Here is a 13,756-nt window from a genome sequence, read left to right as displayed (position 1 = left end):
GGGGTGACCGGGGCTTGGGGCTGACACCCAGGGGGATAGATGGGCAGCCCCGTTTCGCTCAGAAGATTCGACGGTTAATGCTTGACTAAGTTCCTCCGCTTTTAGTGGGCCGCATCCCAGTTTTCTCCATCGCCGATATCCACCACGAGCGGAACGGATAGCTCGGCGGCGGCCTCCATCGCGGCTCGAATCCGGGCGCTCGCCATGTCGATGGCGTCCCCGGCGACCTCGAAAACCAGCTCGTCGTGCACCTGCATGATCAGGCGCACCGGCGGCTTATCGGTCCGCAGCCACTGGTCCACGGCGATCATGGCGCGCTTGATGATGTCGGCTGCGGTGCCCTGCATGGGGGCGTTGATGGCGGTGCGTTCGGCGGCGGCTCGGCGTGACTGATTGCTGTGTCCGATCTCGGTGAGATAGAGCCGGCGACCGAACAGGGTCTCGACATAGCGGTCCTCGCGCGCCTGGATCCGGGTGCGCTCCATGAACTCCTTGACGCCGGGATACCGCTGGAAATAGCGGTCCACGTACTCTTGCGCCGCGCCGCGCTCGATCCCGAGCTGGCGCGCCAGGCCGAAGGCCGACATGCCGTAGATGAGCCCGAAATTGATCGCCTTGGCCGAGCGTCGCTGGTCGCTCGTGACCTCCTCGGGCGCCAGCCCCAGGATCTCCGCCGCCGTCGCCCGATGGATGTCCTGACCGCTGGCGAAGGCGGCGAGCAGCCGCTCGTCGCCCGAGAGATGCGCCATGATCCGCAGCTCGATCTGCGAATAGTCGGCGGCGAGCAGCCGATGGCCGGGTTCGGCGATGAAGGCGCGGCGGATACGCCGGCCTTCCTCGGTGCGGATGGGGATGTTCTGTAGGTTGGGGTCGCTGGAGGAGAGTCGTCCGGTCGCCGCGACCGCCTGGTGATAGGAGGTATGGACCCGCCCCGTCTCGGGGTTGACCATCTGCGGCAGTTTGTCGGTGTAGGTCGACTTGAGCTTCGCGAGTCCGCGATGCTGGAGGATGACGTTGGGCAGGGCGTGGCCCTGGGCCGCCAGTTGCTCCAGCACCTCCTCCGAGGTGGAGGGCGCGCCCTTGGGGGTCTTGGCGATGACCGGCAGACCCAATTCCTCGAAGAAGATGGCGCCGATCTGTTTGGGCGAGCCCATGTTGAAGCGGTGTCCGGCCGTCTCGTAGGCCAGGTTTTCCAGCTCGACGAGTCGTTTGGACAACTCTCGGCTCTGCTGGGCGAGCAGGCTGCTGTCGATGCGCACGCCGGTGCGTTCGATGCGCGAGAGGATGCCGACCAGGGGGATCTCGATGGCGCGATACAGCCCGGCCAGCGAGGGAACCGCCTCTAGCCGGGGCCAGAAGGCCCGGTGCAGACGCAGGGTGATGTCCGCGTCCTCGGCCGCGTAGTGTCCGGCCTGTTCGAGCGGAACCTGATCGAAGGTGAGCTGCTTGGCCCCCTTGCCCGCGACGTCCTCGAAATGGACGGTGTCGTAGTCCAGATATTTCTTGGCGAGCGAGTCCATGTCGTGCCGGGTCGCGGTGCTGTCGAGCACATAGCTCTCCAGCATGGTGTCGTGGGCGATGCCGCGCAGTTCGATGGCGTAGCGGGCGAGCACGCTCATGTCGTATTTGAGATTCTGTCCGACCTTGGCGCGCGCGGGATCCTCCAGCAGGGGTTTCAATCGGGTCAGCACCGCGTCCCGATCGAGCTGATCCGGCGCGCCCGGATAGACATGGGCGACCGGGACATAGGCCGCCTGGCCGGGCTCGACCGCGAAGGAGACGCCGACGATCTCGGCGCGCATGTAGTCGAGATCGGTGGTCTCGGTGTCGAAGGCGAAGAGTTCGGCGGACTCCAGACGCCGGATCCAGGTCTCCAGCGCCTCCTGGGTCAGGACGCAGTCGTAGTCGGCCTGGACTGCTGCGACCGCTTCCGATGGGGCTGGAGTCTCGCCATCGCCGCTCGCGCCATCGAGCGTCGCCAGCATCCGGCGCGACTCGATGCGTTCGTACCAGCCGCGCAGGGTCTCGATATCGGGTGACGCGGGCCGCAGATCGGTCGGTCCCAGGTCGAGGCCGACATCGCGCTTGATGGTGGTCAGGCGCCGCGCGAGCGGGAGCTGGTCGAGCGCCGCGCGCAGGTTCTCGCCGACCTTGCCCTTGATGCTCCCGGCATGGGCGATGACGCCATCCAGATCCCCGTATTCCTCGATCCACTTCACGGCGGTCTTGGGTCCGCACTTGGGCACCCCCGGAACATTGTCGACGCTGTCGCCCATGAGGCTCAGATAGTCGACGATCCGCTCCGGCGGGACGCCGAACTTCTCGCGCACGCCATCCGGGTCCAGCACCGTATCGGTCATGGTGTTGACCAGGGTCACATGCGCGTCGACCAACTGGGCCATGTCCTTGTCGCCGGTCGAGATCAGGGTCTGGATGCCCGCGGCGGCGGCCTGGGTCGCGAGGGTGCCGATGACATCGTCGGCCTCGACGTCCGGGATCGCCAGCAGTGGCAGCCCCATGGCCCGGATCACCGCCTGGAGCGGCTCGATCTGCTCGCGCAGATCCTCCGGCATCGGCGGGCGATGCGCCTTGTATTCGGCATAGAGATCGTTGCGGAAGGTCCGGCCGGCGGCGTCGAAGACCACGCCGATGTACTGGGGCCGATAGGTCTCGATGAGGCGGCGCAGCATGTTGAGCACACCGGTCAGCGCCCCGGTCGCCTCGCCCCTGGAGTTGGTCAGCTTGGGCAGGGCGTGGTAGGCGCGGAACAGATAGCCCGAGGCGTCGACGAGGATCAATGGATACTGGTTTGCCATGGCGTTGTGGCCTTCTGATGCGTGGCGCGTCCCGAATGTTGGTGCAACGTTAGCATAGCGGGGACGGTCCAAGGCGACATTGGCCGGCGTCGCCCGCTCTCGGGCGCGGGCGGCCGGAGCGCGCGCCATCTCAAGGCTCAACGGAGCGCGGCGATGATCTCGGCCAGACGTTTGGCGCTGTCCTCGAAGTCTTCCTGGGCGGCCAGGGCGGCGGCCGGAAGGTCGACGATCTCGATGGTATCGAGGATCAGGCGATCGTCGGAATTGAAATGCCGGACCCACCAGCCGTTGCGCAGGCCGGTGGAGGTGATGCGGCATTTGCCGTAACCGCGCGAGAGGATGCTGGTCGGACCCTGTCCGAGCGCGCGTTCGAGATAGCTCAGATCCTGCTCGGAATGTGGCAGCAGGGTCAAATTGATGACATACGGCTCGGCGCCGGGCCGCCACCGTTCGGCCTGCTCCTTCGCTTCCGTGAGTATGGCCCGGGCGCTGACCAGGCCATCCGGCGGCGGCTCGTCCAGGACGGGCGACGTGGTGGCGTTTTGGAAGGTCGTGTCACGCACTCGGCAGGGGATCGCCGCGACCTCGATCCCGTCGCGTTCAGGCTGTCCGCCCTCGTGGCATGAGCGAACCCGCCAGACACCGGTCAAGCGGGTCTCCTGAGCCCGCAGGCTGGGCACACCTGAAACAAGGAGGCTTACTTCGCCCTCGCCGAGCGCCTGATTCACCAGCTCGCGATCGGCATCCGGCAAGGCGCCGACATCCAGCACCCACCCAGGATCCGTGACCCGATAGTCGGCCAGCCGCTCCAGCAGGCGCTCCAGCAGACGCAGTCCTTGTGGGCAGGCGAGGGCCTCATCGGGGTCCGGCAACAGGGGCGCTCGGTAGGTCCGCATCTCCGCCGGCATCGGCGGATAGGCCAGTTCGGCGCCATCTTCTTCCAGGGGTTGCGAGCCAGGGCCAAAAAGGGCTCGCTGGAGCGGGGGGGATGACGGCATCTGGATCGCCTGTGGCTGGGGATTGAAGGACGAGGATCTCGATTCAGGCGCTCCGTTTCGCGTACCTGGCGGTTCAGGCAAAGGACGTTCGACGAACGCTCAAGATTCCCGTAAGTGTTCGGGAAGCTGGGGTTCGCGCCCGACCAGATCGGCGAACAGATGATCGACGGAGCCTCCCGTCATCGCGATCCGCATGGCGATCAGGGCATCGCGGACACGCAAGGCCTGGGTTTCTTCCATGACCTCGCGCGCCGCGCCCAGAAAACAGAGTACCCAGGCGCCCGGCGGCTGGTCTCCCACCAGGCGCATGTCGATCCAGTGGCGCTCTCCGCCGTCGTCGCACCAGGCCCAGTCGGACGTGGGCTCGATGACTTGCATGGGGATTCCGATGCACATCAGCCGCTCACCCGCCTGGCCAGGATCCGCGAGTCACCGATCCGGCAGGCCACCTCGGGGCTCGGCCGCCCGGCTTCGTAGACGGCGAGATCCAGCGCCGGGTGTGGCATGTCCCGATGCGCCGCCTGGTTGTCGTCGTTGGGAAGCCACTGCACTCCGAACCGGTCGAGGTAGGTCCGCGCGGCCTCGATGGCCGGCTCGATCATCGCCTTGACCGGGGTGGTCAGACTGCCGCCGAAATCCTCCAGCTCGACCGGCTGCACACCGATCAGAACCTGGTGCCCGGGCGGATCGCCCAAGAGGGCGGCTAGCGCCAGAACCTCCTGAAAACCCGTCTGATGCAGACTCATTTTCCGGGCGCCCAGGAACTGGGGGACCGCCTCGCCCTCGATCCGTTTCAGCGTGCCTGGCGGCAAGCCGTAATCGATGGCATCGAAGACGACCAGCACATCGGCCCAACGCACCTGATCGACCAGATAGATGCCCTGGGTGCCGCCGTCGAGCAGTCGCGGATTCGATCCGAAGCGATAATCCCGGGCGATCCGCTCGACCACCCGTACCCCGAAGCCTTCGTCGGCCCAGAGCACGTTGCCGATCCCGAGCATCAGTATATTGGGCGCGGTCTGGCTCACGGGCGGTCATCCTTGAACATGCGCCAGCCACTGACCATGGTACTGATGAGGCTCTGACGGGACATGATGTCCTCGCGGATGGCGGTGTAGACGTGCAGCATCACGAACACGACGATGACCCACATGCCCCAGTGATGCCACATGCGCACGTCCTGACTCTGTCCGACGAAGGGGATGACCCAGCCGAAGAGCGCGTCCGGCCAGCTCCCCAGTCCGGTCTGCTCGGAATAGAGCGCGAGCCCGGTGACGATCATCACCAGTCCACCGACCGTAATGATGACCACCATGAAGAGGTGCGCGAGCGGATTGTGGCCGACGTACTTGCGCGGCTCCGGCTCCTGGAAGGCGTACCAGCGCACCTCGTGAAGCAGTTCGCTCCAGAATCTCCGGCGCCAGAAGGGCAGGGTGAACAACTGATGGGAGTAGGAATTCCCTACGAACGCCCAGTAGATCCGGAACAGGAAGCCGACCAGGAAGACATAGGCCGCCGCGAAATGGAAGAAGCGGATATAGCCCATCAAATAGTGATCGCTGGCCTCTCCGGGCAGGGTCGGAAGCGGGCTCCCGATCAGGTAGCCGGTCACCGCCAGGACGGTGATGGAGAGTGCATTGACCCAGTGCCAGATTCGCACGGGGGTTTGATAGACGTAAACGGCGGTGCGTTTGACCGTTGGAACGCCGGTGTACATGATTTCAGCCTCCGAGGGGGAAGAAGTTGTCAGTTGTCGGTTGTCAGTTGTCAGTCGAGCGCGTCACGGCCGGAGGCCCCGTGTCTTTCCTGACATCTGACAACTGATACCTGACACCTGATACCTCTTATCGAACCTTCACCCGCGTCAGCTCCTCGCCATCCGGGCTCATGACGTGCGTCGAGCAGGCCAGGCAGGGGTCGAAGCTGTGCAGGGTGCGCAGGATCTCCAGCGGCTGATCGGCCACCGCCACAGGCGTATTCATCAGGGCCGCCTCGAAAGCGCCGATGTTGCCCGCCGGGTCGCGCGGGGAGCCGTTCCAGGTGGTGGGAACCACGGCCTGGTAGTTGTCGATCTTGCCGTTCTTGATGACGATCCAGTGACCGAGAGCTCCGCGTGGGGCCTCGGTCGTTCCGACCCCCCTCGCCTCCTTGGGCCAGGTCTTGGGATCCCACTTCTCGATGTTGGCCGTGTGGCTGTCGCCGGCCTTGAGACTGGCCATCAGCTTGTCCTGGAAATAGCGCATCCTGTGCGCCGCCCAGGAGCCTTCCAGTCCGCGCGCGGCGGTGCGCCCCAGGGTGGAGAAGAGCGCCGGCAGCGGCAGTCCCAGGTCGGTCAGCACCTTCTCGACCGGCTCCTTGAACTCCGGGATTCCCTTGGCGTAGCCGATGATGTAGCGCGCCAGGGGGCCGACCTCCATGGCGTGACCGCGCCAGCGCGGGGCTTTGATCCAACTGTACTTGGCGCCTTCGTCGATCTCCTCGATCCGGGTCCGCGTTCCCTTGGCGTTGGGGCCGAGCACGAAGTTGGGCTCGGTGACGCCGTCCCAGGGGTGCAGCCCCCGCGACTCGTCCTTGTATTGGAACCAGGAGTGCGCGACGAACTCCTGGATCTCGTCCGGATCGCGCAGATCCACGTCATGGACCTCATTGAGGTTACCGTTGATGATGGCGCCACGCGGGAGCATCTGATTGGCCGCCGAGTCGTCGTTGGCGCGATCCGGGATGTCCCCATAGGAAAGCACCGCCTGGCTGCTCAGTCCGCCCCCATGGGTCCAGTCCTTATAGAAGGAGGCGATCGCCATCAGGTCGGGGAGATAGACCTTGTCGATAAACTCGATGGTGCGGTCGATGATGGAGGAGACCTGGTTCAAGCGCTCCATGTTGACCGCGCCCACCGCGCCCGTGTCATGCACGTTGATCGCGCAGGGCACGCCGCCGACCAGCCAGTTCGGATGCGGGTTCTTGCCCCCATAGATGGTATGGATCTTGACGATTTCCTTCTGGAAATCGAGCGCCTCCAGATAGTGGGTGACCGCCATCAGATTGGCCTCGGGCGGCAGCCGGTAGGCCGGATTGCCCCAGTAGCCGTTCATGAAGGGACCAAGCTGGCCGGACTCCACGAACCGCTTGATCCGGTTTTGCACGTCGCGGAAATAGCCCGGCGAGGACAGCGGCCAGTCCGAAATGGACTGCGCCAGTGCCGAGGTCGCCTTGGGATCGGCCTTGAGCGCCGAGACCACGTCCACCCAGTCGAGCGCATGCAGATGATAGAAATGCACCAGATGGTCATGGGCATAGAGTGTCAACTGCATGATATTGCGGATGGAGTTGGCGTTTTCCGGGATCGCGATCCCGAGCGCGTCCTCGACCGCCCGCACCGAGGTCAGGGCGTGGGTGCCGGTGCAGACGCCGCAGATCCGCTCCGTGAAGGCCCAGGCGTCGCGCGGATCGCGACCGCGCAGGATGACCTCCAGACCGCGCCACATGGTGCCGGTGGAGACGGCGTTGCGGATGACGTTGTTCTCGTCGAGATTGACCTCGCAGCGCATGTGACCCTCGATGCGGGTCACCGGGTCGACGACGATGCGCCGCCCCGAGGTGTCGAGCTGGAAGCCGTTCGGTGTCTGGACGCTCATGTCTGGTCATTCTCCTCGTGATGCTCGCCGGCTCGCTGCTTGATGCGCTGGATGGCGCTCGCCGCCGCGTGGGCTGCGATCGCCGCGCCAACCGTGCCGGCCGCCGCGATCCCGACCTTGTCGGCGTTCGCCTCGATGCCAAAGACGTTGGTGTTGGTGACGTGATCGTAGAAACTGCCCTTATCCCAGAAGCCGTCCTCGGAGCAGCCGATACAGCCGTGGCCGGACTGGATGGGGAAGGAGACCCCATTGTTCCAGCGGGTGGTGGAGCAGGCGTTATAGGTGGTCGGGCCCTTGCAGCCCATCTTGTAGAGGCAATAGCCCTTGCGCGCGCCCTCGTCGTCCCAGTCCTCGACGAACTGACCGGCGTCGAAGTGTGGGCGGCGGTAGCATTTGTCGTGGATGCGCTGGCCGTAGAACATCTTGGGACGGCCCTGACGGTCCAACTCCGGGAGGCGGTCGAAGGTGAGCATGTAGGTGATGACGCCGGTCATGACCTCGGCGATCGGCGGACAGCCCGGTACCTTGATGATCGGCTTGTCGGTGATGACCTTGTGCACCGGCACCGCCTGGGTCGGATTCGGATGGGCCGCCTGCACGCAGCCCCAGGAGGCGCAGGAACCCCAGGAAATGACGGCCTTGCAGTCGGCCGCGACTTCCTTCAACTGCTCGACGAAGGGTCGGCCGCCGATGATGCAACTCATGCCGTCCTGGTTGAGCGGCGGATTGCCCTCCACCGCCAGGATGTATTGGCCTTTGTACTTGAGGCGGATCTCATCGAGGATCGCCTCCGCCTGATGCCCCGCGGAGGCCATGAGCACATCGTCATAGTCCAGCGAGATCATGGAGAGCACCACGTCCGATACCAGCGGGTGGGCGGAGCGGATGAAGGACTCGGAGCAGCAGGTGCACTCCAGGCCATGCAGCCAGATGACCGGTGTTCGCGGCTTGGTCTCCATGGCCTGGGCGATCGTGCCCGCGAAGGACGGCGCCAGCCCCAGCGCCGTCGCCGTCAGGCTGCAATACTTGAGGAAGCTCCGCCGGCTGATCCCCTGCCGGCGCATCACCTCGTAGAAGGTTTCGGTGGTTGCCATCTTATGCCTCGATTGTGATCACCAGCCGATTGGGCGGCCGTTCGGCCGGTACGATCGGACGATCCATTCTCCTAAAAATGCTAGGGAATTAATTGAAGCATCGATCGGGCCATCACATCAAGGATCTTTGGCTTGCGTCTGCTGACGGGCGTCAATGATAAATCTCAATGACGGCCTGTTTCGGCGTTGGCGGTATCCCTGGCATGCCCGTTCGGCTAGGGAGGGTCCGCGTTCGTGTTCGGTCGGAACTTGGCTTGATCCGTGCCGACAGGGACTCGATTGGTATCCGAGCGCCCATCGCGGGCATTGCCCGCCCAAGCGGCTACGATTAGACTTGCGGGTTGACCTGTTATGGAAGTCGATGATCCCCGCCGCCGGACTGTCGTTCGGACTTGGGGTTCGGCCGTCTCCCGACATCGCTCCGCCTCAACCCTTCACCCTCTATCAACGCCCCAGCAGGAGCCCGCATGGCTATCGAGCGCACCCTTTCCATCATCAAGCCGAACGCCGTCGCCAAGGACGCCATCGGCGCCATCCTCGGCCGATTCGAGGCCGCCGGGCTGCGCATCGTCGCCGCCCGCATGCTTCACATGAACCGCGAGCAGGGGTGCGCCTTCTATGCCATCCATCAGGGCAAGCCCTTCTTCGACGAACTGGTCGACTTCATGATTTCGGGGCCGGTGATGGTCCAGGTATTGGAAGGCGAGGATGCCGTCACCAAGAATCGTGACATCATGGGCGCGACCAATCCGGCTAACGCCGCCCCCGGCACCATTCGCGCCGATTTCGCGGATTCCTTCACCGAGAACGCGGCGCACGGCTCGGATTCCGCCGAGAACGCGGCGGTCGAGATCGCCTTTTTCTTCCCGGAAGGCGTCTGCCCGCGCACCCGCTGAACCAGAGACCTTCATGACCGCCATCGAAACCAAGACCAACCTGCTCGATCTGGACCTCGCCGATTGCGAGGCGCTGGTGGTCGGTCTCGGTTTCAAGGCGTTCCATGGACGCAATCTCTTCAAGTGGATGCACAAGCATGGCGTGGTCGATTACGACGCCATGAGCGATCTCCCCAAGTCACTCCGTCTGGTCCTGCCGGAAACGACTGAGATGCGGCTGCCGCGTATCATCGAAGAGCATCCATCGTCCGACGGCACCAATAAATGGGTGATGGAACTCCACGACGGACAGCGGATCGAAACTGTGTTCATCCCCGAGGGCAAGCGCAGCACCATCTGTGTTTCCTCCCAGGTCGGCTGCGCGCTGAACTGCTCCTTCTGCGCGACCGCGCGCCAGGGCTTCAATCGCAATCTGAGTGTCTCGGAGATCATCGGCCAGGTCTGGCAGGCCGCGCGCCGGCTCGACAGGTCGCCCACCAACGTGGTGATGATGGGCATGGGCGAGCCGCTGGCCAATTTCGAGGCCGTGGTCAAGGCGATGGAAATCATGCAGGACGATCTGGCCTACATGCTCGCCAAGCAGCGGGTGACGTTGAGCACCTCTGGGATCGTGCCGAACATCCATCGGCTGCGCGAGGTCAGCGATGTCTCGCTGGCGGTATCGCTGCACGCGCCCAATGATGCCCTGCGCGATGAACTGGTCCCGATCAACCGGAAATATCCGCTCGCCGAGCTGCTTCCGGCGTGCAAGCAGTATGTGGCCAACGACAAACGCCGTAAGGTGACCTGGGAATACGTGATGCTGGATGGCGTCAACGACAGCCCGACGCACGCCAAGCAACTGATTCGGCTGCTTGAGGGGGTGCCTTCCAAGGTCAATCTGATTCCCTTCAACCCCTTCGCGGGTAGTGATTTCGGCACCTCGCCTCTGGAGCGCATCGAGGTCTTTCGGGCGCGGCTGGCGCGCTCCGGGATCTTCGCGATGACTCGCAAGACCCGCGGCGACGAGATCTCGGCCGCCTGCGGACAGTTGGTCGGCCGTGTCGAGGATCGGACGGGGCGGCTCGGGCGTGTGCGGGTCGAGACGAACGAGCCGGTCGGGTTAATCAAAAGGGTGGCTTCACGATGACAGCGCGCGATCCCCGTTTTGCATTGGTTCTGGCCCTCTGCCTATTTCTGGTTGCCTGCGGCGGACAGTCGAGCGCGCGCAAAGGGGAGGCGGATCTGGGATTGGATCCCGAGGGCAGTCCCGCCGAGCTCTACGTCAAGATGGCCGAAGAGTACTACGCGCGTGGTCAGACCGAGGTGGCCTACCGGCGCGCGCAACAGGCGGTCGAGGCAGACGATAAATACCCGCGCGCGCACATCTGGCTGGCCTTTCTCCTGGAAGAGTTGCACCAGGCCGACGAAGCGGCCAGGCACTACGACCGGGCGGTCAAGCTGGCGCCGAACAATTCCGACATTCTCAACGCCTATGCCTCGTTCCTGTGCCGACAGCGCAAGTACGCGGAAGCCGACGTCCATTTCCTGAAGGCGGCGGCGAATCCCGTCTATGCCACCCCCTGGATCGCGCTGACCAACGCCGGGAACTGCGCCGTCGAGGCGGGCGATACCAGGAAGGCCGAGACTCACTACCGCGCGGCCATCCAGGCGAACGGAGCCTATGGGGCGCCGCAGGTCAATATGGCGGAACTCGCGCTCAAGCGCGGGGACGCCAAGGCCGCGAAGGATTACATCGACCGTTACTTCAACCCCGAGACGGCGCGCACCTCGCCCAGTGTCTCCCGCACCGCTCTGCGGGTCGGCGCCGATGCCGAGCGCAAGCTCGGCAATCGCAAGCGCGCGGACTACTACGAAGGGGTGTTGAAGACGAGCTTCCCAGAAACCCCGAAACCCCGCGATCTGTAGGACGCCGCGTTGCCATGAGCCAATCGAATACCACCAGCCCGGACGACCAAGGCACGGTCGATCACACCGGCAGCCCCGGCGCCCAATTGCGGGCGCTGCGTCAGTCGCGCGGGCTCGATATCGAGCGGATTGCCGCGCAACTCCATCTGGTGCGGCCGGTGGTCGAGGCCATGGAGCAGGATCGTTACGAAAGCCTGCCGTCTCCGGTGTTCGTGGTTGGCTATCTCAGGAACTACGCGCGATTGCTCGGGGCCGATCCGGCGCCGATCATCGGCGCCTATCGTTCCCTGGTGCCCGCGCAAGACATCCCAATGATGACGGCCCTGGCCCAATCGGCGGGAGGTTCCTCCGCCGGCGGCAATCGCTGGGGTTGGCTGATCGGTCTCGCGCTGGTCGGCATGGCGTCCGCCCTGGTCGTGTTCTGGTGGTCGGGGCGGATGGTCGAGGAGTCGCCGACGGCCTCGTCCGGATTCTCCGATCCGGAAGGCGGGCGTGTCGCCGAGGCGTCGGGCCAGGCGGAGCCGACCGGCTTCCTGGGTGACTCGGCGCGCGGGCCGTCATCTCGGACCGAGCGCCCGGAAGCGTCCGTCACCGCACCCATCGATTCATTCGGTTCGGCGGCCTCGGTGCCGGCGGAGGCCATTCCGCTGCGCCGCCCCGACTCGACCCCGGCATCCACCGCGCCGACCGACGCCGCCCCGAGCCTCGCGACGGCGCCCGCGGTGAACGCGGCCGCTCCGAGCGAGCCGGAGCCACCCGCGTCGCCGCCCACGCGGGAGGTCGTGCTGGAGTTCACCGGCGCCTCCTGGGTGGATGTGCGTGGCGCGGATGGCAAGGTCGTGCTCAATGGTGAGATGCGTGCGGGGGACCGTCGCGTGCTGACGGGGCAGCCGCCCTACAAACTGGTGATCGGCAATGCCGCCGCGACCCGGATGTCTGTCGCGGGCCAGGTTTTCGACCTCAATCGCCGCGCGCAGGGCAACGTGGCCCGGTTCTCGCTCGATCCCAATGTCTCGGAATGATAGTTCCGGCTCCGTCCGCTCCGATCCGATTCCCCGTCGTCACCCATGAGTAAATACATCCAAGCCATCCGCGGGATGCACGACATCCTGCCGGAACGCATCGCCATCTGGCACCGCCTCGAGGACAGCGCGCGCCAGGTGCTGTCCGCCTATGGCTATGCGGAGATCCGAACTCCGCTGGTCGAGGTGACCGAGCTCTTCAAGCGTTCGATCGGCGAGGTCACGGACATCGTCGAGAAGGAGATGTACAGCTTCGAGGATCGCAATGGCGACAGCCTCAGTCTGCGGCCCGAGGGCACGGCCAGTTGCGTGCGCGCGGCTATCGAGCATGGTCTGCTGGTTCAGCCGCGAAGGCTCTGGTACCGGGGTCCGATGTTCCGCTACGAGCGCCCGCAGCGCGGGCGTTACCGGCAGTTCCATCAGATCGGCGTGGAGGCGTTCGGCCTGACCGGCCCCGACATCGACCTGGAGCTGATCCTGCTCACCGCCCGCTTATGGCGTGGCCTGGGTCTCGATGGATTCCGCCTGGAGATCAATTCGCTGGGTGACGCGCCCGAGCGTCAGATCTATCGCGAGCGGTTGGTGGCCTATCTCTCGCGGCATGCCGACCAGCTCGACGCGGACAGTCAGCGCCGCTTGGCGAGCAATCCGCTGCGGATCCTGGACTCCAAGAATCCCGAGACCCAGCGGATCGTGGCGGACGCCCCGACGCTCATGGATTATCTGGGCGAGGAGACCCGGTCGCACTTCGAGCACATTTGCCGAAACCTCGACCGGGCGGGCGTCGCCTACCGGATCAATCCCCGCCTGGTGCGCGGGTTGGATTACTACAACCGCACCGTCTTCGAGTGGATCACGGACGATCTCGGCGCCCAGGGCACGGTCTGCGCCGGCGGCCGCTATGACGGTCTGGTCGAGCAGCTCGGTGGCCGCTCGACCCCGGCGGTGGGCTTCGCGATGGGTCTGGAGCGACTGGTGGAGTTGATGGCGCTGACCGGATTGCATTCCGAGCCGGGGATCGACGCCTATCTGGTCGCGGTGGGCGAGAGCGCGCAAGCGGCGGCTCCTGGGATCGCCGAGCGGCTGCGCGACGGCCTGCCAAGCCTGCGGCTCATGAGCCACTGTGGCGGCGGGAGCTTCAAGAGTCAGTTCAAGAAGGCCGACAAGAGCGGCGCCCGCTTCGCGCTCGTCCTGGGGGACGGGGAACTGGAGCGCGAGGTCATCGGGGTCAAGGATCTGCGCGAGGAGACGGAACAACGCGAACTGAGACAGGAGGATCTGGCGGCTTTCCTCGCGGATCATCTCTAGCGCGGTGCCGGAAAAATCTGGTTTCATTGGCGTTTTCCATGATCCCCCTATAATGTGCGCGAACGATCCAGCGCTCGGG

The 13,756-nt window shown here is 65.0% G+C and carries 12 protein-coding genes; 5 read left to right on the top strand and 7 right to left on the bottom strand.

Annotated features, from left to right (window positions below; all coding sequences use genetic code 11):
* Positions 1–101: 101 nt before the first annotated feature.
* The 7 genes from polA to CKO27_RS06490 all read right to left on the bottom strand — a co-directional run bounded on the left by polA (position 102) and on the right by CKO27_RS06490 (position 8,543).
* Complete coding sequence (gene polA, locus CKO27_RS06520; protein ID WP_200374066.1) at positions 102–2,816, bottom strand: DNA polymerase I; 2,715 nt, start codon at positions 2,814–2,816, stop codon at positions 102–104.
* A gap of 137 nt (positions 2,817–2,953) precedes the next feature.
* Positions 2,954–3,814: a hydrogenase expression/formation protein gene (locus CKO27_RS06515; RefSeq protein WP_200374065.1), complete on the bottom strand. Its 861-nt coding sequence runs from the start codon at positions 3,812–3,814 to the stop codon at positions 2,954–2,956.
* 99 nt (positions 3,815–3,913) lie between these two features.
* Complete coding sequence (locus tag CKO27_RS06510; RefSeq protein WP_200374064.1) at positions 3,914–4,210, bottom strand: HypC/HybG/HupF family hydrogenase formation chaperone; 297 nt, start codon at positions 4,208–4,210, stop codon at positions 3,914–3,916.
* Positions 4,210–4,815, bottom strand: a complete 606-nt coding sequence (locus CKO27_RS06505; protein ID WP_200374153.1) for a HyaD/HybD family hydrogenase maturation endopeptidase — start codon at positions 4,813–4,815, stop codon at positions 4,210–4,212. Before CKO27_RS06505 ends, CKO27_RS06510 begins: the two co-directional genes overlap by 1 nt.
* Before the next feature lie 23 nt (positions 4,816–4,838).
* A complete protein-coding gene (cybH, locus tag CKO27_RS06500) occupies positions 4,839–5,531 on the bottom strand; it encodes a Ni/Fe-hydrogenase, b-type cytochrome subunit (RefSeq protein ID WP_200374063.1) in 693 nt (230 codons plus the stop codon).
* Positions 5,532–5,658: 127 nt separating this feature from the next.
* On the bottom strand, positions 5,659–7,449 hold the full coding sequence (locus CKO27_RS06495; protein WP_200374062.1) for a nickel-dependent hydrogenase large subunit: 1,791 nt from the start codon (positions 7,447–7,449) through the stop codon (positions 5,659–5,661).
* Positions 7,446–8,543, bottom strand: coding sequence for a hydrogenase small subunit (locus CKO27_RS06490; protein ID WP_200374061.1), 1,098 nt, complete (start codon positions 8,541–8,543; stop codon positions 7,446–7,448). The genes CKO27_RS06495 and CKO27_RS06490 overlap by 4 nt, the downstream gene beginning before the upstream one ends.
* 467 nt (positions 8,544–9,010) lie before the next feature.
* Here CKO27_RS06490 and ndk point away from each other — a divergent pair, with 467 nt between their 5' ends.
* The 5 genes from ndk to hisS are packed head-to-tail and all read left to right on the top strand — an operon-like array spanning position 9,011 to position 13,677.
* On the top strand, positions 9,011–9,439 hold the full coding sequence (gene ndk, locus CKO27_RS06485) for a nucleoside-diphosphate kinase (protein WP_200374060.1): 429 nt from the start codon (positions 9,011–9,013) through the stop codon (positions 9,437–9,439).
* Positions 9,440–9,452: 13 nt separating this feature from the next.
* Positions 9,453–10,568: a dual-specificity RNA methyltransferase RlmN gene (gene rlmN, locus CKO27_RS06480; protein ID WP_200374059.1), complete on the top strand. Its 1,116-nt coding sequence runs from the start codon at positions 9,453–9,455 to the stop codon at positions 10,566–10,568.
* Positions 10,565–11,347, top strand: coding sequence for a type IV pilus biogenesis/stability protein PilW (gene pilW, locus CKO27_RS06475; RefSeq protein ID WP_200374058.1), 783 nt, complete (start codon positions 10,565–10,567; stop codon positions 11,345–11,347). Before rlmN ends, pilW begins: the two co-directional genes overlap by 4 nt.
* 14 nt (positions 11,348–11,361) lie before the next feature.
* On the top strand, positions 11,362–12,369 hold the full coding sequence (locus CKO27_RS06470; protein ID WP_200374057.1) for a RodZ domain-containing protein: 1,008 nt from the start codon (positions 11,362–11,364) through the stop codon (positions 12,367–12,369).
* Positions 12,370–12,414: 45 nt separating this feature from the next.
* Positions 12,415–13,677 carry a histidine--tRNA ligase gene (gene hisS, locus CKO27_RS06465; RefSeq protein ID WP_200374056.1) on the top strand — a complete coding sequence of 421 codons (1,263 nt, stop codon included), beginning with the start codon at positions 12,415–12,417 and terminating at the stop codon, positions 13,675–13,677.
* Positions 13,678–13,756 lie beyond the last annotated feature (79 nt).

This window comes from Thiocystis violacea (assembly GCF_016583575.1).
In the GTDB taxonomy this organism is placed as follows: Bacteria; Pseudomonadota; Gammaproteobacteria; order Chromatiales; family Chromatiaceae; genus Thiocystis; species Thiocystis violacea.
This window is presented reverse-complemented; position numbering and strand designations above follow the sequence as displayed.